Annotated in this window: 18 protein-coding genes; 17 read left to right on the forward strand and 1 reads right to left on the reverse strand. The window is 38.9% G+C overall.

Translation table 11 applies throughout. The features are described from left to right. The first annotated feature begins 916 nt into the window (after nt 1-916). Genes ESZ36_RS16925 through ESZ36_RS16945 form a run of 5 tightly spaced genes read left to right on the forward strand, consistent with a single transcriptional unit; the run spans nt 917 to nt 7,323 of the window. Nucleotides 917-1,225: a PqqD family protein gene (locus ESZ36_RS16925; RefSeq protein ID WP_146790029.1), complete on the forward strand. Its 309-nt coding sequence runs from the start codon at nt 917-919 to the stop codon at nt 1,223-1,225. Then, nucleotides 1,212-3,416, forward strand: a complete 2,205-nt coding sequence (locus tag ESZ36_RS16930; protein ID WP_170235871.1) for an ATP-grasp domain-containing protein — start codon at nt 1,212-1,214, stop codon at nt 3,414-3,416. The genes ESZ36_RS16925 and ESZ36_RS16930 overlap by 14 nt, the downstream gene beginning before the upstream one ends. 4 nt (nt 3,417-3,420) lie before the next feature. Then, nucleotides 3,421-4,806: an alanine racemase gene (locus tag ESZ36_RS16935; protein ID WP_146790033.1), complete on the forward strand. Its 1,386-nt coding sequence runs from the start codon at nt 3,421-3,423 to the stop codon at nt 4,804-4,806. Beyond that, a complete protein-coding gene (locus ESZ36_RS16940) occupies nt 4,787-6,436 on the forward strand; it encodes an urea transporter (protein WP_246129147.1) in 1,650 nt (549 codons plus the stop codon). The genes ESZ36_RS16935 and ESZ36_RS16940 overlap by 20 nt, the downstream gene beginning before the upstream one ends. Continuing rightward, the gene (locus ESZ36_RS16945) at nt 6,424-7,323 is read left to right on the forward strand and encodes a dienelactone hydrolase family protein (RefSeq protein WP_146790037.1); all 900 of its coding nucleotides are present in this window, start codon (nt 6,424-6,426) and stop codon (nt 7,321-7,323) included. Before ESZ36_RS16940 ends, ESZ36_RS16945 begins: the two co-directional genes overlap by 13 nt. Nucleotides 7,324-7,484: 161 nt before the next feature. On the opposite strand, the gene ESZ36_RS16950 is transcribed toward ESZ36_RS16945, so the two are convergent. Then, nucleotides 7,485-8,180 carry a 2OG-Fe(II) oxygenase gene (locus ESZ36_RS16950; RefSeq protein WP_146790039.1) on the reverse strand — a complete coding sequence of 232 codons (696 nt, stop codon included), beginning with the start codon at nt 8,178-8,180 and terminating at the stop codon, nt 7,485-7,487. A gap of 205 nt (nt 8,181-8,385) precedes the next feature. On the opposite strand from ESZ36_RS16950, the gene ESZ36_RS16955 reads away from it, so the two are divergent. The 12 genes from ESZ36_RS16955 to ESZ36_RS17015 all read left to right on the forward strand — a co-directional run bounded on the left by ESZ36_RS16955 (nt 8,386) and on the right by ESZ36_RS17015 (nt 22,981). Beyond that, nucleotides 8,386-10,758 carry a S8 family serine peptidase gene (locus ESZ36_RS16955; RefSeq protein ID WP_146790042.1) on the forward strand — a complete coding sequence of 791 codons (2,373 nt, stop codon included), beginning with the start codon at nt 8,386-8,388 and terminating at the stop codon, nt 10,756-10,758. 224 nt (nt 10,759-10,982) lie between these two features. Continuing rightward, nucleotides 10,983-11,330: a DUF2946 domain-containing protein gene (locus ESZ36_RS16960; protein WP_146790044.1), complete on the forward strand. Its 348-nt coding sequence runs from the start codon at nt 10,983-10,985 to the stop codon at nt 11,328-11,330. Nucleotides 11,331-11,443: 113 nt separating this feature from the next. Next, nucleotides 11,444-12,682, forward strand: coding sequence for a TolC family protein (locus ESZ36_RS16965; RefSeq protein ID WP_146790046.1), 1,239 nt, complete (start codon nt 11,444-11,446; stop codon nt 12,680-12,682). Between the two features lie 63 nt (nt 12,683-12,745). Further along, nucleotides 12,746-14,104 (forward strand): efflux RND transporter periplasmic adaptor subunit, encoded by a 1,359-nt coding sequence (locus ESZ36_RS16970; protein ID WP_146790048.1) that lies wholly within the window; start codon nt 12,746-12,748, stop codon nt 14,102-14,104. Nucleotides 14,105-14,118: 14 nt separating this feature from the next. Further along, nucleotides 14,119-17,319: an efflux RND transporter permease subunit gene (locus tag ESZ36_RS16975; protein ID WP_146790050.1), complete on the forward strand. Its 3,201-nt coding sequence runs from the start codon at nt 14,119-14,121 to the stop codon at nt 17,317-17,319. Nucleotides 17,320-17,469: 150 nt separating this feature from the next. After that, nucleotides 17,470-19,086, forward strand: a complete 1,617-nt coding sequence (locus tag ESZ36_RS16980) for a phosphoethanolamine transferase (RefSeq protein ID WP_246129144.1) — start codon at nt 17,470-17,472, stop codon at nt 19,084-19,086. Continuing rightward, nucleotides 19,087-19,995: a cation diffusion facilitator family transporter gene (locus tag ESZ36_RS16985; protein ID WP_146790052.1), complete on the forward strand. Its 909-nt coding sequence runs from the start codon at nt 19,087-19,089 to the stop codon at nt 19,993-19,995. Next, on the forward strand, nt 19,982-20,713 hold the full coding sequence (locus tag ESZ36_RS16990; RefSeq protein ID WP_146790054.1) for a phosphatase PAP2 family protein: 732 nt from the start codon (nt 19,982-19,984) through the stop codon (nt 20,711-20,713). The genes ESZ36_RS16985 and ESZ36_RS16990 overlap by 14 nt, the downstream gene beginning before the upstream one ends. After that, nucleotides 20,703-21,092, forward strand: coding sequence for a diacylglycerol kinase (locus tag ESZ36_RS16995; RefSeq protein ID WP_146790056.1), 390 nt, complete (start codon nt 20,703-20,705; stop codon nt 21,090-21,092). The genes ESZ36_RS16990 and ESZ36_RS16995 overlap by 11 nt, the downstream gene beginning before the upstream one ends. Nucleotides 21,093-21,555: 463 nt before the next feature. Further along, complete coding sequence (locus ESZ36_RS17000; RefSeq protein WP_146790058.1) at nt 21,556-21,744, forward strand: hypothetical protein; 189 nt, start codon at nt 21,556-21,558, stop codon at nt 21,742-21,744. Nucleotides 21,745-21,860: 116 nt separating this feature from the next. Further along, the gene (locus ESZ36_RS17005; protein WP_146790060.1) at nt 21,861-22,247 is read left to right on the forward strand and encodes a hypothetical protein; all 387 of its coding nucleotides are present in this window, start codon (nt 21,861-21,863) and stop codon (nt 22,245-22,247) included. A 443-nt stretch (nt 22,248-22,690) separates the two neighbouring features. Beyond that, a complete protein-coding gene (locus ESZ36_RS17015) occupies nt 22,691-22,981 on the forward strand; it encodes a hypothetical protein (RefSeq protein ID WP_146790064.1) in 291 nt (96 codons plus the stop codon). Nucleotides 22,982-23,499 lie beyond the last annotated feature (518 nt).

Here is a 23,499-nt window from a genome sequence, read left to right on the forward strand (position 1 = left end):
TGGCATATTTTTACCCGTTACTATTATTTCATCACAATGTTTTGAATTGAAAAAGTTCAAGCACTCTGAAACAGGCATCTTGATTAACGGGTTTAAAGGTAAAAAGACAAACACAAACACAAAGAGAGCTGGCATTGAACAAACGCTATTCCAGTAACTCGTTTTCAACGAAAAAAGTAAATCAACGCAATACAGGGTTAATTTAACCAAAAACTTATTGGCCTGATTGATGCTTTATTTGTACGATTTACATTCAATAAAAGTTCTGTAATTATCTGTTTATATTAAATATATGGAACAACTTGCTGGTCCGATCAGTGTGTTCGTATTTTAAAATCTTACCTTTACTGAATAATCCAATCAATTGCAAAAATGCACTTTTAGACTAAACTTTTTGTAAATTAGTAATAAATATTTACTTTGCCAATGTATGTCGCTGTTTGAGGGGTAAATATGAATTAATTTACATACTTCTGTGGGTATTATTATGAGTCAATATTTTCTCATCACCGGTAATCAATCAGCAACATCAGTGGCACCAATTATGCCGCAGAGAAAAACCAACCTCTTAATCGTTTTTTATCATTTCTTGCGGCTTCAATTCAATATATCGTCGCCAATTGGCTTATATCTTTATAAATCAAACAACTATTCCCTAGCGATTTTTAATATTTGCTTATCACTTTTTAGTTGTTATCGATTTTTATATCTCTGGTTTGTTATCTCCTTTTCACCGTTTAAATGTGTAAATGTATTCACAAAGCTATCAATACGACGAGATCTCTACCTAGAGACAGAGCAATATCTAGTTGATTATGGCTAGTTTTTGGTGGGTTACTAAACACGCGAAAGATAGCAGTTACATTTTGGTTATAAATCAATATCCATACATTTCAGGTACAAAAGGGAAAGTATTATGAATAGTTTTACTAATAGAGAACCGATTACTATTCCTCAACAATTTGCGCTGCGCTCTTGGGTTTCTCTAGAACCAGGATTAGAGGAAAATGAGTGGGTATTGATAGATAACCGCAGCGGAGCTATTTGTACCTGTAATGACAGTGCAGGCGTATTATTGGTCGCCTTACAAAAAGGCACTACCTGCGACCAACTGGCTGATGCTCTTGCTAGTCGCTTCGATGTGTCAGTGACAGAAGCCAGACAAGATGCACTACTTTTCATTCAACAACTCAGTGGCACAGGATTTGTTTATGAAAACTTCTAATACTCGAGTCGCCATTACAGGGTTTGGTGGTCTTGATATTCCACATGCCGGAGCCAGTGTTGCTCGTGCATTACGCGCAGGTTGGCAGGGACCACTTATTATTGATGCTCTGGTTGATGATTCGGCTATGACAGGGGCTTGGCAACCCGGAGTGGTTGATACAGTGACAAGAATTCAAAGTCCACTTAAAGGAGATGAAGCGTTTTATTTAAGTTTAATCAATTCACAAAAAAAATTAGGATTTACCGCCTTTATTCCGTGTTTAGAACAAGATATTGCTGCTACAGCTAGGCTAGCAGAGCGACTACATAAAAATGGCATAAAAACACTTGTGCCCAATGCCGATAAAATTGCCCAATTGAGTCCACTTACTTTAGCTTCTTATCTACATCAACATCATATTGCGTATCCCCACAGTTTAATTGCTCACCATCTGCATGAAGTATCCCATTATGCCGATCATCTTGGCTATCCTGTGTTAGTCAAAGGAGCAGAATTGGAATTAATTGCCCACAACGCCGAACAGGTTGTACGTTTTTCATCTGCCGTGCTTGAGCGAGATCGACGCTCAGGAGTACTATTACAGGCGCGCATTGCGGGTGAAGCTTATTCACTGGTTTGTCTTAATAATAAAAACGGTGATCGCGTTGAAAACCTCTCATGTAGAAAACTGGCTATAAATAGCAATGGTCATGCGGTTTGTAGCAGTATCATTGATAGCCCAGAATTAGAGGCGCAAGGACTGGAAATTATCAAAAAGCTAGGTGCTCAGGGACCTATCACTTTAGATTTGATCCACCCAACAGGCGGCTCAATTTACTTTTTAGAAGGCGTTAAATCCTGTCTTCCTGATTGGTGTATGCTCAGCCATTGGGCCAATAAAAATTTAGCTGTAGAACTACTGAAATTATTAACTGAACCTGAGATTAATAAAACGACATCCCCTTCAAATCATTCCAGTGACGCCCCATTGTTAGTTCGTAGTATTACAGAAGCCGTAGTGCGACTCGATGACATGCAACATTTGGATCGGCATGGCCACATAGATGTGACAGAAATGACTAACGGTCAATCTCGAAGTAATCATGACGATAAACCACTAGCTGTTAGAGAGGGACTGCGTGTCGCGGTTACTGGAACCAGTAGCTTTGATCTTGTTAATGCGGGTATTGGCGTTGCCAGAGCGTTACGCAGTGCTTCTGGCGACTTGCATTTAATTGGCCTATGTTACGGCACCTTCGATTCTGGGGCATATAACAAAGAGTTGTTTGATGTTTGTTTTCAATTACCGATAACAGAAAGTGAAAGTACGTTATTCGAACGTCTCAAAAAAATTATAAAAATGCAGGCCATTGATGTATTGATCCCCTGTTTGGATGGCGAAATACCGTTTTTTATTAAATTTGCCGATGAGCTAAAAAAATTGGGCGTTCATACTTTATTACCTAACCTAGATAGCTTTGAAAAACGGAGTAAAACACAGCTATTTAGTGGCACTTATAAAGCGGATCAGCAGGGCTTTATGATCCCCGAAACCATTAGTGCCCGTAATGAAGATGAAGTATTAGCAGCTGTTAAAAAAGTTGGTTTACCAGCGGTGGTAAAAGGACCTATCTCTTTTTGTGTATCAGTCATGGATGAAAGTCAGGCAAAAGCTGCATGGCACACACTCTATTATGATGGAATGAAAGAAGTATTGATTCAGCCAATGATTAGCGGACCAAGTTTTGCAGTGGCTACCGTTTGTAATCATCAACACGAACCGCTAACTATGCTGACGGTAAAAAAATTAAGTTTATGTCCCAGAGGCAGTACTTGGCGAGCCATGCGTTTACCACAAGTAGAATTAGAAGCGGCTTTTGCCCGCTTTTTAAAAGAAATCAAATGGGTTGGCCCGGTAGAGGGGGAATTTATTAGAGACGAGATATTAGACCGTTTTTATCTTATCGAGATCAATCCACGTTTTACTGGCTGGATCTATTACTCTGCCACGCTAGGATCGAATCATCCTCAACAGGTTGTCCATACTGCACTAGGTAAAGAAATCACCCCCGAACCAGATAAAACAGACCTTGTATTTGTAAGAAGTACTACTGAATTACGTTTACAGCCTTATCAGTTAGCCTCTTTTTCGACCAAGGGATATCTACACCATAATCGAATTGCTCCAGACCAAATTAAGGAAAATTGATATTATGACAATTGCACTTAAACCTTACCATCGGCCAGTTATAGAGGTTTTGCCATTTTTGGCTTTGGAGAAACACCAACTACATAATATAACGGTAGCAGCAGATGAACCCTTAACTCTAGATACTGTTGAATTATTGCAAAGGTTTGGCTCTCCACTTTATGTGGTGTCAGAGCAAAGATTACGTCAAGATTTTAAAAATTTTAAACGCAGCTTTAGTGATGAACACGTTAATACCAAAGTGGCATATTCCATAAAAACTAATTACCTACCAGCGGTTTGCGCCATTCTTCGTCAAGAAGGTGCCCAGGCTGAAGTAGTTTCTGGCATGGAATATGAGTTGGCACGCACCTTGGGTATCCCTGGCAAAGATATAATATTTAATGGCCCCCATAAAACTCAATCAGAACTTAAACTGGCACTTAGCGAGGGGGCGCTGGTCAACATTGATAACTTCAATGAATTGGAACTTATAGAACGGCTTTCTGAAGAACTTTTCACCCCTGCTAGAGTCGCTATTCGGGTAAATTTTCGTTATGGCACCAACCCATGGACCAAGTTCGGGTTTAACAATGAAAATGGTGAAAGTTTAACTGCGCTAAAGAAAATTTCCCGTAATACAAAACTTCAATTTGAAGGTTTCCACTGCCATGTGGGTACCTTTGTTTTGGCCCATGAACTTTACGCTAATGCTGTCGAAAAGCTCATAGAACTAGCAAAACAAGCACGAGAAATAGGGCTTAACCCGACGAGTATAGATATTGGCGGCGGCTTTCCTTCGGCCAATACTCTTAGACCTGAGTATGACTTACCCGGTGGTAGTCAACGGACAAATAATGATTATCTGCTACCTTATGCGGAACATATTTTTGGGCAATTACGTAAACATAGCGAGCTATTTGGAAATAACCCAACATTGATTCTAGAACCTGGACGAGCGATAGTCGACGCCTCGACACAACTTATAAGTACCGTCATTGCTAAGAAAGAGATAGCTGGAGGTCGCAACGCGGTTATTATTGATGCAGGGGTTAACTTAGTTCCTACCGTTTGTTACTACAACCATCAAATCAAGACAGTTGCAGCAACAAAAAGTGAGGAGAGAGGGTTATTAAAGCCAGTCGATATCTTCGGCCCTTTGTGTATGCAAAGTGATAGATTGCGTGAGCAAATATTGATGCCAGCATTAAATGTCGGAGATCACCTCAGTATTGGTAATGTTGGCGCATATTGTCACACTCAATCGAATCAGTTTATTCAACCCAGACCGGCGACCATATTATTAGGTGAACAGGGGCCAGAACTTATCCGACGTGCCGAGACTTACCAAGATATATTTGCGCTTGATCTATTACCGGGCCGACTGCGTGATGATAAATGCCAATTTTAAAAATCATTTTACCGTTCAATGGAGGTCATTCGCCCAACTTGCCTTTTTAGACCGGCAAACGTCTGGTCTATTAATTTTTTTAGCCATTGCCCTGGTTTCGGTGTGGTCGGCTTTTGCCGCAATAGTTGGTGTGTTAATAAACAATAGTTTAAGCCTCATCATTAAAGACTACACTGTGCAAGAATGGAAACTTGGCATTGCAGGTTATAACGGCGCAATAGTTGGCATGTATTGGGGCGATTCTATATTTAGCATCAAGGGATTGTGTTTGTTTCTTGTTACACTGCTACTTTGCCTACTGATTGAATTTCGATTACGCGCCTTACTCATTCCAAGACAACTGCCAATATTATCTCTTCCAGCAATGGCCAGTATTTTGCTCATTGTATTAACTATTTCATTGTTTTCGTTAGATACAAATCATCTTTTATTTGAAGGGGCAGCTGAGCCTATTTTTCAGACCTATAGTAGAGAAATTGCAATTATTCTCGTGGTGTCTGCTATGGCCTATCAATATCCGCTAGCCACTTTACAAACCCTTGGTATCAGCCTAACAGGTGGCCTCATAGCTCAATGGATAACGGGACTAAGCTTATATGTTTTGGTCGACTTATGGGCAATTAACTTGGCTCTGGCTTACTTCTCGATAAAAACGCTATTTTTAAAGCATTATCGCTTAGCTACCTTAGCGGCAACATTTAATACCCTGTTGGCATGGGTTATTTGGTATTTTTGGTTAATCACAGGATTAGAGCAGTTAAGCGCGCCTCTCTTAATCCCCTTCATTATGAGCAGCTTGATAACATTAAGTTTGTTCAAACGATATAAAAACCATAACCTACTTCAAAGCGAGCTTTGGAGAACATTTCAGCTCCTGCTAACCAATCGCTTAAGGGCTAAACAATGTGTGGCTATTACGGGTTCAGGAATACGCAAAGGAACACTGCCAGATTATCCCTCTGGACAATGGTTAGATCCCAAGGTGCCAATCACTAGTTATACTCTGGCTGAATTTAAAACGTCGAAACGTTGCCGATATCTCTACTGGAAAGCATCATTTGACTACTACCAGCAAGCATTAGCAATTAATAAAAATAACATTGATAAACAACTCGATTATTTGTTGAATCACTATTTATCGGGGTTGTTTACTGAAACAGTTGATAGCCTTTTTAATACTGAACAGCATCCGGTTTACGAATGTTATGGTTCGATAAAAAGGTTATATTGCCTTGACTGTGCCCAACAACAAGCATGGCCTCCCATACCTCTATGGTTACAACGCGACCTTCACTGCCAACATTGTTCGGGGTTACTAAAACCTCAAATTCTGGCTGCCGATGAAAACATTGACCCACAATGTTATCAAGCTTTACAAACTAACATGGTGGAATGTGGTTGTTTGTTGGTGATTGGTGTACCCACAATAACCTCCGTAGTGTCGATGATCATCGAAAACGCCAACTCAAATAAAACACCAATTATCTTTATCGGTACATTACCCTTGGGTTATTTCGTAGAAGAAAAAGATATACAGCTCACAGGCGACATCGCACACTGGCTAGCAGAGATTAATTGGTTCATAAATGTGCTCCATCCGTTGAAGTGGAGCTATAAATGGAAAAAATGACAAGGCTTCCAACCAAGGTAAAATTAATAATGTTTCTTGCTATCCTAGTGGTGGCAATAGCGCTGATATTATTGCAATTGCCTGAAAAGCAGCAGGGAAAAGTTGTCTTGTTGTCGAACACTGAGTTGTTAGATACATACCAGTTGTCGGCTACCTTAATGCAGCCTAACGGAGTTGGACCACATCCTGCAGCGGTATTACTACATGGCTGTTATGGGGTTTCAAATAAACACGATCAGTGGGGAAAAACTCTCAATGAATGGGGTTATACAACATTGATTGTAGATAGCTTTAGCGCTTTAGGTATCAAAGATATTTGTACAGCCGAAGACAAAATATGGCAACACTTTAACCAACGAAGACCTAAAGATGCTTTGGTTGCACTAAATTACTTACAATCACTCAGTGAAGTAAATCCAAACAACATTGTTTTATTCGGCTGGTCTTATGGCGGTGCCATAACATTAAAAGTATTAGAGCAAAATTCTGCTATAGAAAGAAAAAGTTACAGCGCTGGCATCGCATTTTATCCGAGCTGTTGGCAGTACCAACAGTACCTGATGTCGGGTAAACAATATAAAGCTAATGTACCAATACGCATCTTGATGGGCGAAGACGATGAATGGACCCAGCCAATTCATTGTCAGCAACTACTAAATAATAATAAAGATAAATCACATCAGCAATTATTGACATTTACAGGGGCGTATCATAATTTTGATGATCAACAACAGCGCTACCAGTTGTTAAAGAATGTTCGGAAAGAATCAAAGCAACAACCATGGGGAAGTGTTCGTGTTAGTTATAACAAACAAGCACACCTCGATGCACAAGCAGCTGTACGAGAATTCTTAAATAACAACTTAAGTAAGCATAAACCAGAGTAAATATTTATCGAGAATAGTTAGTTTGGGGATTGAGACGCTACCAGAGTGTGGATCCGATCTATTGTCAGTTTTCCTCTGACAAAGCAAATAGCCAACTAACAGTTAAGTTAAGTTAAGCGAATCCTGCTAGTTAGCTGTGCCACTATACGCGCTAGACAATATTACTTCTTACCATAGAGCTGTTCAGCTTTGTTATACATTAACCATGAAGTGACTACATATTTCTCATCAGATAAAGGAATATGACCTTTATGTGTATGAGTAAAACCCGCAGGAAAAATAACTAATGAACCTTTTTTAGGTTTAACCTTTACTCCTTGATAATGAAATTCAGTTTCGCCACCTTCTTCGACATCATTTAAGTAATATAAAAAAGCTAGCACTCTGTGTAGCGGCTTATTGTGCGGCAATTGCGGAAAAATTTCTGAATGCCAGTAATGATAACCACCAACTCCTTGTTCATATCGCTGAACGGTGAAGTTGTCGTAGCAAAAAACGTACTGAATCAATTGGTCTAGATAAGCGGTACCTAAACGGTCAAAATTTTCTTTAGTCACCGATGCAGGCAAGCCTGTTTCTGGATCTCTTACTGTCGGATTTAGTGCTGAAATTAATGCCATATAGTGCTCAGTTAAGTAAGCCTTTACATGGGGATAGCTGGCATTAACAAGTTCAAGTTGTAGTGCTTGCCATTCTTTTTCAACCATAGTGACATCATGACTATCTTTCAGATCTGTATTTACACCACTACCAACCCGACCTTTAACAACGTTGTCACTTTTATGATGGCCTTGCATGAGTTTGTCGCACAGTTCATCAGGTAGGGCGTTGTTAAACACACCAATAAATTGGCTCATTAGTGATCCTCTAAAATATAATCTATTTGGATAATGGCACGATAATATATCTTTATCACCTCTTATTTAACGTAAAAATAAAGATCTGTTAACATACTTGTAACATTTGCAACATTGATGTTATATTTTTATTGCTTTGATGAAAAATCATTGTGTACTGAATTAGTATAAAAAAAAATTACCATTAACGTACTAGGAAACAAACATGTCAAATAATAAAAAATGGTTTAAATTACCAACAAATAAGACAGCAATAATAACTACTGCAAGTGTTTTGTCACTATCAATATCAACAGCACTTTATGCTGCACAACCCGTCGGAGTGCAAACTACAGATAATTTATTATCTGCCGTAGCTAGCTCACCTTTACCGAAACGTTTTATTATCAAATATAAGCAATCCGGTAATTCTCAATCAGGTAGCCAAGGTGTTATGAATAACGTTGCCGGTTTTAGTAACATGGCAAGTCCAACAGCTTTTGCTCGTCTAGCGGCAGTTAAGACAAAATTAAAAAAAATGGGCGCTAAAGTTAAAGGCGAATACCCAGACATCAATATGATCAGTGCCGAGTTATCTACATCAGATGTGATGAGTTTAGCGGTTGATGATAATGTTGAATACGTAGAAGAAGATTTACAACGTCGTTTTATGGCTCAAAGCGTACCTTATGGTATTGGTATGGTTCAAGCCGATCAAGTTGATGACAGTATTGCATCAGCTAATTCTGGTGGTAAGAAAATCTGTGTTATTGATTCAGGCTTAAACTTACCTCATGAAGATATGGGCGCACAAGGCGGTACTATTACGGGTACTAATGATAGCGGAACAGGTAATTGGTTTGATCACGGTGGGCCGCACGGTACTCACGTAGCGGGTACTATTGCAGCACTTAATAATGGTATTGGTGTTCGTGGTGTTATTGGAACCGATCCTAATTTACATATAATTAAAGTCTTTAATGAAGCTGGTTGGGGTTATTCTTCTGACTTAGTTAGCGCTATTAATAAATGTGTAAGTGCTGGCTCAGATGTTATTAACATGAGCTTAGGTGGAACTGGTTCAAGTGCTAGTGAGAAAAATGGCATTCAGACGGCTTATGATGCAGGTGTTTTACTTATCGCAGCAGCGGGTAATGACGGTGTTGCAACGAGCCCTACAGATGTAGAAAGCTATCCAGCATCATACGACTCAGTAATGTCAGTAGCCGCTATTGATAGCGCTAAAGTCTTAGCTGATTTTTCACAGAAAAACAGTCAAGTTGAAATATCAGGTCCAGGTGTTGATGTTTATTCAACTTACCCTGAAGGGCTAGGATCAGTCGTTGAAGTATCAGTTTCAGGCACGGCATATGCGGCCAATGCCATGGAAAACCAAGGCAATGCTACAGGCTCGTTGTATGACTTTGCTACGGGTGATGCAATCGATTCTGGCGCTAGTGGCAGTGTTTGTTTAATCGAACGAGGTAATATTTCTTTTCACGATAAAGTTAAAGCCTGTCAAGACAGCGGTGGTGTAGGTGCAATTTTATATAACAATGCAGCTGGCAGCTTCGGTGGGACTTTAGGCGATACAAACGCAACGAATATTCCTAGTGTTACCGTATCTGATACAGATGGCGCAGCAATGTTAGCGAATATTGGTTTAAGCACCACAGTAAATATTGGCGCTGGTAACTACGGTAAAATGAGTGGTACCTCAATGGCTTCTCCACATGTTGCCGGCGTTGCTGCGCTAGTCTGGAGTCATCATCCAACTTGTACTAACGTTGAAATACGTAATGTACTTAACGCTACCGCACAAGATCTTGGCGCGACAGGACGCGATGTTAAATTTGGTTACGGTTTAGCCCAAACTAAAGATGCCATTGATTATATTGCTGCTAATGGTTGTGATGGAAGTGGGTCAGGTGGCGGTGGTGGTACAACACCAGATGATACCGTACTCGAAAATGGTGTTGTTAAAAGTGGTCTAACTGCTTCTACGGGCAATGAATTAGTCTTTACTATGCAAGTACCTGCTGGCGCAACAGATATTAACTTTGCTACTACTGGTGGTAGTGGTGATGCAGATTTATATGTGAAGTTTGGCGCAGAGCCAACAGATAGTGTTTACGACTGTCGTCCATATAAATCAGGTAATATTGAATCATGTGCAAGCACGCAAGAGGGTGGCACTTATTATGTGAAACTTAAAGCATATAGTGACTTTGCCGATGTTACCTTAACGGGTAGTTTCACTGAACCTACTACGGGTGGTGGCGAAACTATTAATCCGATTGATAGCACAGTGAACGATGTTAATGTTGCCAGAAGATCATGGACGCGTTATACCCTTGACTTAGCAGAAGGTTATGCAGATTTAGCAGTAACACTTTCAGGCGGTACAGGTGATGCAGATTTATATGTAACGCAAGGTAAGCAATCAACAACGTCTACTTACGATTGTCGTCCTTATAAAAATGGCAACAATGAAAGCTGTGAGTTTACAGCACCTGCTAGCGGTACTTGGTATATTGATATCTACGGGTATTCAGCAGCATCAGGTTTAACGTTAAACTTGCAAGCGACACCAGAGTAATTTGATAAGATGATTTGAGTTAACAGTTTGATTTAATAAACTGTTTAAAACTGTTGATTTAAATAATTGATAATCAAAATCTCAAAAGAAGGGTAACGAAAGTTACCCTTCTTTATTGTTATAAAGTGTAACGATAGCGCTCAACCTAATTGACTGGGCTAACTTTTTTGATTAGCATGTAGCTCGAAGATTCTTAGATTCTTAATAGTAGAGAATACGTACAGATGAAAAACACTTGGGTTGGCTTGGTATTAGTATTATTGATTGCATTGCAATCGTATGCTGCTGTGGCTGATTCAAATGCAAGTCATCAAGTCGATTCTCAACATATTCAAACAGAACATTCCCATGATAGTGATGACATCGAACTTTTAGATGAATCATCTGACAGCGAACATAATATTAAAGATTGCCATCATTGTGGTCACTGTCAAGGCACTCACACTCAGTGGGTTGCAACGAATAAATCTACGTTACCGACACCTGAATTTATCATCACAAATCAGTATTTTTATAGCAATAATGTAGACAAAATCTTCACCGAAGAACCTATACGCCCCCCAATATCTTAATTTAATTTTAAAACTATACCCGTAACAGATTTATTCTTAACTAGCGCCTAATTTAGCTTAGTTAGTTTATGTTGTTTCAGTTGCGGCATTTAATTATTAATTAAGAGATTATTATGAAATTTTTCTCAGCAAAATCTGCTGGAGTCGTGCTGTTTATCGGCTTATCGGCAAGTTTGTCTGTAAGTTGCTTTGCCTTTGCTAAGCCAACGTTATCAAGTGATTGGCTCGATCGGCAAATTAATAAGCATCCTGATATTGTCTCAGCGCGTGAGCTCATGAATGCTGAATTTTCAAAAGCACAGGGCAGTAAATTACCCCTATATAACCCTCAATTATCTACCGGTTTTGAGCGAGAAGGTGACGGCAATAACTTTAATATAGGTATTAGCCAAACCATTGACTTGTGGGATAAGCAGGCTGTTAATGCTGCTATTGGCGATAAAATATTAACCGCTGCCAGTAAACAGTTTACTTACGCTGTTGCGCAAAAAAAAGCCCAAGCATTGAAAGCATTAATCAACTGGCAACTTGCTATGGACAAGTCGGTACTTGCTTTTGAACAAGAGCAACAATTAGAGATTCTTCTTAAAATTGTTACTAAAAGGCAGAAGGCTGGCGATCTCGGTCCGGTTGATGCAGAGCTAACGTTTTTGAATTTGTCGCAATTACTTAATACAACAGCCCAGATACAAGCGCAGTTAACACAAGCGCAAGCTGAAGTTAATGAGTTACTGCCTGATTGGCGTCCTGATACGCAAGTATATCCAGAGCAGGGCTTGGGCGTGACAAACTTTCAAGTCGCTGAGCAGTGGTTAACGCAGCACCCTCAAGTATTGGCTTCTCAAGCACTATGGCAGATGCAAAAAAGCAAAGCTCAATATGCCATGCTTGAAACCAAAGCTGATCCCACTATTGGTATTAGTGCCGGAAAAAATGATGTCGACAATGTTGTTGGCGTGACTTTCTCCATGCCACTAAATATTCGTAATGATTACCAAGCCAACGCAAAAGCTAAAAATCAACAAGCTATCGCAGCAGAAGCGAATTTTCGTTCAGTAATGCGCAAGCAAAAGTATTTGATACAGGCGAGTACCGCGTCATTAATCTCTAATAAAAAATATCTTGGTCGCTGGCAACAGTTAATGCAAGGGCGTGGTGAACACAGTGCGCAGTTATTGGAAAAACAATGGCAATTTGGCGATTTAAATACGGCTGATTATCTATTGGCATTACAACAACGAGCGGAAGGTTTATACGCGGGCATTGAGTTACAAGCCCAGTTCAAAATAAGCGAATTGCAATGGCTACTCAATGTAGGTCAATTAAATGTGGCAACTAAGCTATTAAACTAAACCTGTTATCTCATCTTACGCCGTTTCGATAAGCGTACGTTGTCAAAGAATTTGGAATTAAAAATGAAAAATAAAATAACTGACAAAACATCTAAAAAAATAGCGAAAAAAATAAAACTTATTACCTTAAGCAGTATATTCACCAGCTTAGCTATCGCGTCGACCACAGTGTTTTCTTACAGCGATGTGGCAGTTGAAAGTACGGCGTTGAAAGAGCAATCAATCGTAATAAAAGCTGAACACAATCATGAAGCTGAAACTGAAGAAGTACATGACAAAAGTGGTCATGACCACGGCAGTAATGAAAGCAAAGCAGCGCATGCTAAAGAAGGTAAAGCTGATGATGGTCACGGCCATGGCAGTGCAGCTACTAGTGAACAAAAGAGTGAACAACAGAATGAAGAAGAACATGAAGAAGGCATAAGTTTTTCGCCAGAAAAAATGGCATTAGCTAACATCAAAGTTACTAAGTTAACACTTCAAGTTTTTGCTAAAAGTGTTTATGCACCAGGGGAAATAAAAGCGAACGGTTACACCAGTTATATTGTGTCGCCGCGTACTGAATCGGTGGTGATCAGTCGTCACGCTATTTTGGGTGAGCATGTTACTAAGGGTCAGGCTTTGGTTACATTATTTAGTGAATCAATGGCAGAAGCACAAGCAGAATATCGTGTTGCTTACAGTGACTGGCAGCGAACTAAAAAATTGGGTCTTGGTACGGTCAGTGAAAGCCGATTGTTAGCCAGTGAAACAGATTACATTTCTGCCTATGGTCGATTAACCGCCTTTGGTTTAACGAAAGCCGCCATTAAAGATATTGTTAAAAATAATTCATCAAACCTTGGCGAATATACCTTAGTTGCTCAGCGTTCAGGCGTGGTATTAAGTGATGATTTCTCACAAGGGCAACGCGTGCCTGCAGGCGAAAAAGTAATGGTGTTGGCTGATGAAAAAGACTTATGGGTTGAAGCGCGTGTTTCGCCAAATAAAAAGTTAAGTCTTCCTATTGGCACCATAGCAAAAGTTGAGTTTGCTGGACAAGTGCATGTGGCTAAGGTCATTCAAGAAGCACATACCATTGATCCAAGTACGCGTACCCGAATCGTAAGATTGTCAGTTGAAAATACTGATGACAGTTTGCATTCAGGCATGTTTGTGAATGTTAATTTTCAATTTGATACGCAAAGCCCTGTAATAGCAGTACCAGAAACAGCATTAATGCGTGGTGCCGATGGTGATTGGACCGTATTTGTTGAAGACCATCCCGGTGAATTTAAAGCCGTTGAAGTTGAATTAGGTCAGCCATTAGGCAATTACCGTCAAATTATCGGTATTGCGCCTAATACCCGCGTGGTGACAAAAGGTGCATTTTTTGTCGCGTCAGAAATAGCAAAAGGCGGATTTGATCCGCATGGCCACTAGGGAGGAGTAAGATTATGTTTAATAAAATGATTGATTGGTCGATCAATAATCGACTGTTAGTGATCATCGCACTGATCGCTACTATGGCGGCATCTATTATGGTGATCCCAAAATTAAATTTAGATGCTTTCCCTGACGTAACTAATGTTCAAGTGGCCGTAAATACGGAAGCACCAGGTTTAGCCGCCGAAGAAGTTGAGCAGCTAATCACTTATCCGATTGAAGCCGTAATGTATGCGCTGCCTGATGTAGAGCAAGTACGTTCTATTTCAAAAACGGGTTTATCGGGTGTTACCGTTGTTTTCAAAGAAGGAACTGACATTTACTTTGCTCGACAATTAGTATTTGAACGTTTACAAGCAGCGAAAGAATTAATCCCCCAAGGCGTAGGTACTCCAGCAATGGGACCAAACACGTCAGGCTTGGGTCAAGTTTTTCAGTATTTGTTAATTGCTGATAAAGATTCTGGTTATGATTCTATGACCTTAAGAAGTTTAAACGATTGGATCGTGAAGTTACTGGTTATGCCTGTAGATGGTGTTACCGATGTATTATCTTTTGGCGGTAATGTTAGGCAGTATCAAGTCAATATTGAACCAAGTAAATTATTGTCATATGAATTAACCCAAGACGATATTGTTAGTGCATTAGATAACAATAATGCCAATGTGGGTGGTTGGTATATGAACCGCGGACAAGAGCAGTTAGTTATTCGTGGTACAGGTTGGTTTAATAGCGGCGAAGCAGGTTTAGCCGATATCAGACAAGTACCGGTTAAAACGGTTGATGGTACTGTGGTAACTATTGATGATGTTGCCAAGGTTTCATTGGGTAGTGAAATTCGTCAAGGCGCGGTAACAATGACGCGCAGAGATGCACAAGGTAATATTGAAAACTTAGGTGAAGTGGTTTCAGGCATAGTACTAAAACGCATGGGTGCAAATACTAAAGCCACCATTGACGGTATTAGTGCACGTATTCCTATGATCAATCAAGCACTACCTGAAGGAGTACGTTTTGAACCCTTCTACGACCAAGCTGATTTAATTACTAAAGCGGTTGATACCGTAGTGGAAGCATTAGCGCTGGCATTTATTTTTATCGCTATTGTACTTGCACTGTTTTTAATGAACTTGCGAGCAACCTTTTTAGTGTTAATTTCCATTCCAATTTCAATCGCTATTGCGTTAATGGTGATGTCTTGGATAGGTTTATCGGCTAACTTAATGTCGTTAGGTGGTATCGCGGTTGCTATTGGTATGTTGGTTGATGGCTCAGTAGTGATGGTTGAAAACATGTTCAAACATCTTAATAGACCTGATTCAACGCACTATAAAAATGCACAACAGAGAAACCCAGAGACTGACGCTGATCCCCATGATGTAGAACACGATGAAGCGGGTATTCCTTTAAGATTAAAAGAAGCAGGGAAAGAAGTCGCGCGTCCAGTATTTTTTGCAGCCTCCATTATTTTAGTGGTATTTACACCGTTATTTAGCTTTGAAGGGGTGGAAGCTAAATTGTTCCAGCCGATGGCAATCAGTATTATCTTAGCGGTAATTTCAGCTATTTTAGTGGCATTGTTTGTTGTACCTGCTTTAGCTACTTTTATGTTTAAAAAAGGGGTTAAAGAAAGAGAAAGTTTTGTTTTAAAACCTTTAGATAAGCTTTATCGCAAAGGATTAAAGGCGGCAATGAAACATACCAAAGTAGTGATTGTTGCTTCGTTATTGTTACTTGCAGGTGCGGCATCGTTAGTACCGCAAATCGGTACTGAATTTGTCCCCGAATTAGAAGAGGGCACCATTAACCTAAGAGCGACGTTAGCTCCTTCAGCTAGTTTAGAAACAGCCTTATCGGTTGCGCCAATTCTTGAAGAAAAATTAATGGAGTTCCCTGAAGTAGAATATACCTTAAGTCGTATTGGTCGTGCTGAAATAGGTGGCGATCCTGAACCAGTGAATAACATTGAAATTTACATTGGTTTAAAACCCGTCTCAGAATGGACCAGCGCTAAAAATCGCATTGAATTACAAGGCTTAATGGAAGAGAAACTTGAGCAGTTCCCTGGGTTATTACTTAACTTTTCACAACCTATTGCGACACGTGTTGATGAGTTACTTTCTGGGGTAAAAGCGCAACTTGCTATTAAATTGTTTGGTCCAGAGTTAACTATGCTGGCGAGCAAAGGCCAAGAAATTGAAGCGGCTATCAAACAAATTGAGGGTGCTAGAGATGTCGCTTTAGAACAAATCGCGGGTGAAGCGCAATTAGTGATCAAACCGAAAAGACAACAATTGTCACGTTTTGGTTTGTCTGTTGGCGATGTAATGGCCGTAGTTAAAAATGGCATTGGTGGAGTAAGTGCTGGCCAAATAATTAATGGTAATGAACGATACGATATTTATGTACGCTTTGAAGAAAAGTACCGTGATAACCAAGAAGCCATTGCTGACCTTAGAATACAATCACCCACAGGTGCTTGGGTACGTCTAGGCGATATTGCTACCGTTAGTTTTGAATCAGGTCCGCCGCAAGTGCGCCGTGATGATGTGCAAAGACGTGTGGTTATTCAAGCCAATGTACAAGGCCGAGACATGGGCAGTGTGGTCGCTGATATTCGTGAAACTATTGCGAGTAAAGTGGACTTGCCAGCAGGGTATTCTGTGGTTATTGGTGGTCAGTTTGAAAACCAACAACGTGCACAGCAGCGACTTGCTGTAGTAGTACCTTTATCACTGGCGTTAATTGCTTTGCTCCTTTACTTTGCTTTTGGCTCTGTTGGTCAAGCGATGCTTATTTTAGTGAATGTGCCATTAGCGGTTATTGGCGGTATCTTCTCGCTGTATATTTCAGGCCAATACTTATCAGTGCCAAGCTCTGTCGGTTTTATCACCTTATTTGGTGTCGCTGTGCTCAACGGTGTGGTGATGGTAGAAAGCATTAATCAGCTGGTTAAAGATGGTATTGATACCTCAAAAGCTGTTTTTGATGGCGCGGTATCGCGTTTACGACCAGTATTGATGACGGCGATTACCTCGGCGTTAGGTTTGATACCTATGTTGATGTCTAACGGTGTTGGCGCTGAAATTCAACGACCACTTGCCAGCGTAATTGTTGGTGGTTTAGTGACAGCAACGTTATTAACCTTGTTTGTTTTACCGGTTTTATATGCCTGGTTTTCAAAGGCGAAAATCAAAGAACTTAGGGAATAACTCACTAAGTAATTTGATAACACTATAAAACCCTACTAGCTAAGTTGTTGATAAGGAAATAACGCTTAGCTAGTCATTTTCACTCGATACAGATATTTAATTTATGGCTTCATTAAGCTTCGAATTTCTGCGTCCTAAATTTAGAGAATAATGATGAAAAAGTTGTCTTTTTTCAATTGTTCACCCAACCTGCTTATTATTGCCACAGTACTATTTATAGTAGCAACGGGGAATACAACATTTTTTGAACAAGTAAATTCAGTATATCCTTGGCAGGATAATCAAGGTTTTATTATTGCACTTACCCTAGTCGTAATGAGCGTATTAACCATCATAGTGTCATGCTTCAGTATCATAATTCCTGTTCGCATCATACTGAGTGTATTGCTACTATTTTCTGCCTCAGCGGGATATTTTACCGACAGTTTTGGCACCATTATCGATAACGTGATGATCCAAAATATTGTTGAAACAAACGTTGATGAAGCAATTGACTTAGTTTCATTCGAGTTTATTTTAAACATTTTTTTATTCGCTATCTTACCAATAATTTGTCTTTACCTTGTTAGTATTGATAAGTATTCATGGAAGATAAATAGTTGGCTACAGATAAGCAACACTATTATCGCGCTTGGCGTAGTCACTATTTCACTCTACATTTTCAGTGCTCAATTCACTAATTTTTTTAGAGAGCATAAGCCACTGAGATTTTACTTGAATCCCATTTACCCCATTTACTCTACGGGTTTTTTCGTCAAAGAAATATTAGAGCCACAAGAAAATAACGATTTTTTAATGGTAATAAATGCTGCAAGTGGTACTGATGATAAATCGCACAAAAAACTATATATTGTGATTGTTGGTGAAACGGTGCATGCAGGAAACCTTTCTTTAAATGGTTATGAGCGAGAGACTACCCCCTTATTAGCTCAAAGAAATAACTTAATCAGTTTTGACGAATTCTATGCTTGTGGCACATCAACGGCTATCTCTGTCCCTTGTATGTTTTCATTTGAAAATAGAGAGACATTTGATAATAAAAAAGCACGTCGAACGCAAAACGTATTGGATGTTATTGCTAAAGCAGGTGTAAGCGTGCTTTGGCGGGACAACAATTCTAACTCAAAGGGAGTTGCTGATCGGGTTGAGTATCAAAACTTCAAATCCCCAGAGGTAAATTCAATCTGTGATCTAGAGTGTCGTGATATTGGTATGCTTGGCGGTTTACAACGCTATATTGATGAACAAGAGGGCAGTGTACTCATTGTTCTGCATCAAATGGGTAATCATGGACCTGCGTACTACAAACGATATCCCAAAGACTATGAAAAATTTACCCCTGCATGCCAAACAAGCGAACTCTCTGCTTGTGAAACCAGTGAAATAGTCAATGCTTATGATAACGCCATTCTTTATACCGATAACTTTATAAATGAAACCATTAACTTATTAGAAGAAAATAATAATAACTTTGAAACAGCCATGTTTTATATCGGTGATCATGGAGAGTCGTTAGGTGAAAATGGATTATATTTGCATGGTATGCCTTATATGTTGGCGCCAGAAGAACAAACCCACGTACCGTTAATCGCTTGGTTTGGCTCTTCATCGCACATTGATATGGAAAGTACGGTAAAACAAAGTAAGAAAAAAAATTCACACGATGCGTTTTCTTATTCTTTGTTACACGCCTTAAACATCAGTACCGACATGCCAATATCTTTAGATGAACCGTCACCATTATTCGTTATGCAAGGGGAAGAATAAATGTCAGATAGCAACAACACACATAGCCATTCACATGCTCATAGCCATGATGGAAAATTAAGCATGGCAGTATTTATCAATATTTTACTTACCATAGTCCAAATCATCGGAGGGATTTTTTCTGGTAGTTTATCTTTGATTGCTGATGCGCTTCATAACCTAAGCGATGCAGGAGCAATAGTTATTGCGATTGTAGCGAGAAAAATTGCAAGAAAACCCGCTAATAGCCAGATGACTTTTGGTTTTAAACGGGCTGAAATTATAGGTGCGTTAATTAACAGCACTACTCTTATTATTCTAGGTGTTTATCTCATTTATGCATCAATCGAAAAGTATTTTAATCCTCAACCAATCGATGGTTGGATTGTCGTTTGGATTGCGTCCATAGCCTTGGTGATTGATTCCATAACCGCGTGGTTAACCTATCAAGCAGGTGCGAAGAATAATTTGAATTTAAAAGCTGCATTTATTCATAATTTATCCGATGCCTTTGCTTCTGTCGTTGTTATTGTTGCGGGAAGCTTGATTATTTTATACCAATGGTATGTTGTTGATTTGTTGGCAACCATATTGATCTCTGTGTATGTGGTGTACCACGGTATTATTTTAGCGAAGCAAAGTATTCGTATCTTAATGCAAGCAGTACCAGTTGATATTAATATCGACAAGCTTTGCAAGGATATCGAATCAATCGAGAATGTTGATAAAGTAAGACACATTCATGTGTGGCAACTAGATGATAGCGAAGTATATTTAGAAACAAGTGTTAATCTAAAAACAATGGAACATGTTCAAGACCTTACGCCAATTAAGGATCTGCTCGCGGCACAATACGGTATTCATCACTCGACCATCGAAGTCGTGGTAGGGAATCAATTGCCTACGGAAAACTGTTATGAACTTGAGTAAGCATATTCTCTATTCAATGTATGCACTAACGCTTATTGCTTTCTTATTTGAAACAACAAATAGCGATATTTTGGTGCAAAACTTATTCTTTAATGCATCCAACCAAACGTGGATCATTGACAAATATGAAGAGCATTATCGCTTTGTTTTTTACTTGTTTCCTAAATACAGCATAATCTTGTTGGCACTTTCACTCATCGCGCTTTACTTTATCTCTTTTAGGCGCAAGAACGCTAAGCACTTTCAAAGGCGATTGTTGGTGGTCATTTTCTCTCTGATTTTAGTGCCCTCAGTCATAGGAGGATTAAAAGCAACCACCAATGGTGCGTGTCCTGCGCAAATCGAATTATATGGAGGCGATGTTCCTTATGTTAAGGCGTTTGAATTAATGCCTGAATCGTTTGAATCAACTAAAAAATACAAGTGTTTTCCCGCCGGACATGCCAGTGGCGGTTTTGCCCTAATGTCATTACTATTTTTATTTTATCGACATAAATACCAATATATTGCGGTAGGTGTTGCTGTTTCTATTGGCTGGGTTATGGGCATTTATAAGATGCTTATAGGAGACCACTTTTTAAGCCATACACTAACCACGATGACGTTGTCATGGTTGATCATTTGTTTGATAGCCGTGATAGTTTTTCGTACCTTGCATTTTCCTAATCCCAAACCTAATGCCAAGAATAATCAACAGGAGCTAGTTCATGAGTCTTAGACGAAAACCTACGGGGATAAAACGTATTTACCTCGCAGGAGGACATTCACTAAGAGCTTTTAAATGGCTGATAATAAATGAAGCGGCTTTTAAACAAGAGTGTTGGCTTTCTGTTGCGCTGGTTGCCTGTAGTTTATTTTTTCCATTCTCGTTATTAGAGTATGTTTTGCTGTGGTGTGCCTTATTAGTAGTATTGTTGGCAGAAATTATCAACACAGCCATTGAAGCAGTAGTTGATAGAATTAGTCTGGAGATTCATCCTCTTTCTGGTTTGGCAAAAGACCTAGGCTCTTTAGCTGTTATGGTGAGCGTCATCATTGCAATATTAATTTGGGGTAGTGTGTTTATTAACCTTGTATGTTTTACCTGCGTTACATAATTGCTTTTCCAAGGCGAAAATCAAAGAACTTCGAGGATAATTAATTAAGCTAAAGGGTAACGAAAGTTACCCTTTTTTATGGTGAAAAAAAACTAACTAGAATGATATAAAGTACATAATACGATTGATTTAATTTAGGCGAATGAATTAGTTCAACTCGTTATAAAAAATATTTCTTAATAGCAAAAGAGTCTATTGTTTGTTTTTTGTTCACTGTTTATTTATACAAGTCGCTCTAATTCCTTCTTTCTACAAGAAAGCGTGCAAATTGCCTCCTTTCACACATCAACCACTTGCACCCTTATTTTTAACTCGTTGATCTATCTATAACAATAAAGTAATCTCTTCCTATTATAAATTATGGACGATTTATCCCATCTGTAGAAAGAAGGAACTTTGCCTCATAATAAAACTGATATTTTACAAGCTGGCATCAGCATTTTAAATCAAGAGTACTTATAATATGGCGAGGTTAACACCTAGTGAAAAAACGGAATTGGATAATTTCCCTAAAGATGAACGGTTCCTATCTTGTGATACAGGTTCCGAAGCTGAAAGGTTAATAGTGCTGCATTCTCTCAAAGATAAAGGTTATATTCGTTTTAAAGGTAATCAAGATCACTTTCAGTTTTTTGAGTTGGTAAAAAAGTAAAATATCAAGAAAATTAACAAGGACACGTAACAGTTGGCTACGTTCCGCTTCGCTACACAATTTTAGCCAACCATTACTTAGCCTGTTATTTGGGCGTTATGTTTCAAGGAAGAGTCGTGCTTAATAAAATTTTTATAGTTCTAATTACTTTACTCGTTGCACTGAATATTTATCAATTTCAAATTAAACAGTCTGGTTCGCCAGTACTTGTTAATGACTCTCAATTAGAATGTTTAAACAATTGGCGACCACCGATAAGTACAGAAAATGTATATGGCCCAGAACCATTCAAAGGTATGAAAGTCGCTTACTTAGACACCAATAAGCATCCTAAAGAATTTGAATACGAATTTAGTGGTTGTTTTTATAATTCTAAAATTGAAAATATTCATGTTTCAGAGCTAAATATCCCATTTGATTTAATGTCAAAAACTGGTGCTAAAGATTTGTATTTTTATAAGTCAGCAGATAGTGATATTGTTACTCTCTATGGTAGCAAATGAAACATAACAAGCTAATTAACAAGGACAAAAAACAGTTTTCTGTTTTCGTGCCTCAACATTTTAGCAAACAATTTTTTGCCTGTTATTAGGGCGTTATGTGTTTTTGTAGTATCAATTTAAAAAGGAGTCTATTTTGGGCGGCATAAGTATTTGGCAAATTTTAATTCTTTTCATCGTTTTCATTATTGGGATGTTACCTTGGGTTTTCGCTTTGGCATCTAAAAAAGCAAAAGGCATGCATAAGCTTATTTGGTTCCTCATGTCCTTCTTTATTTCTTGGATAGGGTATTTAGTCTATTACTTTGTAGTTATCAAGGATCTCCCAGAGAACAACACATAACAAGAAATTAAAGTGGGACTGCTAACAGTTTGCTCGGTTCCGCTTCGCTTCACATTTTTGCAAACAATTATCAGCCCCTTAATTGGGCGTTAGGTGAATACCATTGAAGTCGTCTTTTGGATCTATCTCAATTAAAATTATTCTATTATGCGCTGTATTCTTAGTTACCTCTTGTGCAAGTGTTGGTAATGAATCAGATGATATAAATGAATGCAGAGAATTAGCTTATAGTAACCATAATGACTCTTTAAATAATGATGACGATGCAATATTTTCTCAATGTAAGGCTAAAAAAGATGTTTTAAGAGCCGATGCTAGTAAAAAAGAAACTACATTTATTTGGGTTGAATTTTTTTTGGATCTGTTTGTACCTAGTAATTCACCTAACAAGTAAATAAACAAGGACACGTAGCAGTTGGCCGCGCTTCGTTCCTCGCACATTTTAGCCAACTATTACTTAGCCTGTTATTTGGGCGTTATATGCTATTAAAAATTAGCTTTAGATAAAGTGCTTTCTAGTGCAACGTTTTTCGCTAAAACTAGATTTCATCAGCATTAATAAGCATTGCCTTTTATACCTTTTTCAAAGGTGGCAACGCTATTAATTTTGTTCAACCTTTCGCGTGTAGCGTAAAAGTTCACTATTAGGTTATATATTACGGGCTTCTTAAATTCGTGCAAAGCTTGGTTCAACCAGCGTTGCATATAACAAGTTGCTCAAACGGACACAAAACAGTTGGCCATCGCTTCGCGATTATAGCCAATATTTTTTAGCCGCTTAGCAAGGCGTTAGAGTTTTCTCAATGTCATACGATAAATTAATGGTTAGCGAAAGTGGCGAAGAACACCCATATTCTGAATCACTGGAGAATGGAAGGTATCAATATTTTATTAGTGTAATGTGGGATGATA

The organism is Colwellia demingiae, from assembly GCF_007954275.1.
Taxonomy (GTDB): domain Bacteria; phylum Pseudomonadota; class Gammaproteobacteria; order Enterobacterales; family Alteromonadaceae; genus Colwellia; species Colwellia demingiae.

Coding starts and splice junctions, on each gene's coding strand:
- ESZ36_RS16925 (WP_146790029.1), top strand. CDS start 917: ATGAATAGTTTTACTAATAGAGAACCGATTACTATTCCTCAACAATTT.
- ESZ36_RS16930 (WP_170235871.1), top strand. CDS start 1,212: ATGAAAACTTCTAATACTCGAGTCGCCATTACAGGGTTTGGTGGTCTT.
- ESZ36_RS16935 (WP_146790033.1), top strand. CDS start 3,421: ATGACAATTGCACTTAAACCTTACCATCGGCCAGTTATAGAGGTTTTG.
- ESZ36_RS16940 (WP_246129147.1), top strand. CDS start 4,787: ATGATAAATGCCAATTTTAAAAATCATTTTACCGTTCAATGGAGGTCA.
- ESZ36_RS16945 (WP_146790037.1), top strand. CDS start 6,424: ATGGAAAAAATGACAAGGCTTCCAACCAAGGTAAAATTAATAATGTTT.
- ESZ36_RS16950 (WP_146790039.1), bottom strand. CDS start 8,180: ATGAGCCAATTTATTGGTGTGTTTAACAACGCCCTACCTGATGAACTG.
- ESZ36_RS16955 (WP_146790042.1), top strand. CDS start 8,386: ATGTCAAATAATAAAAAATGGTTTAAATTACCAACAAATAAGACAGCA.
- ESZ36_RS16960 (WP_146790044.1), top strand. CDS start 10,983: ATGAAAAACACTTGGGTTGGCTTGGTATTAGTATTATTGATTGCATTG.
- ESZ36_RS16965 (WP_146790046.1), top strand. CDS start 11,444: ATGAAATTTTTCTCAGCAAAATCTGCTGGAGTCGTGCTGTTTATCGGC.
- ESZ36_RS16970 (WP_146790048.1), top strand. CDS start 12,746: ATGAAAAATAAAATAACTGACAAAACATCTAAAAAAATAGCGAAAAAA.
- ESZ36_RS16975 (WP_146790050.1), top strand. CDS start 14,119: ATGTTTAATAAAATGATTGATTGGTCGATCAATAATCGACTGTTAGTG.
- ESZ36_RS16980 (WP_246129144.1), top strand. CDS start 17,470: ATGATGAAAAAGTTGTCTTTTTTCAATTGTTCACCCAACCTGCTTATT.
- ESZ36_RS16985 (WP_146790052.1), top strand. CDS start 19,087: ATGTCAGATAGCAACAACACACATAGCCATTCACATGCTCATAGCCAT.
- ESZ36_RS16990 (WP_146790054.1), top strand. CDS start 19,982: ATGAACTTGAGTAAGCATATTCTCTATTCAATGTATGCACTAACGCTT.
- ESZ36_RS16995 (WP_146790056.1), top strand. CDS start 20,703: ATGAGTCTTAGACGAAAACCTACGGGGATAAAACGTATTTACCTCGCA.
- ESZ36_RS17000 (WP_146790058.1), top strand. CDS start 21,556: ATGGCGAGGTTAACACCTAGTGAAAAAACGGAATTGGATAATTTCCCT.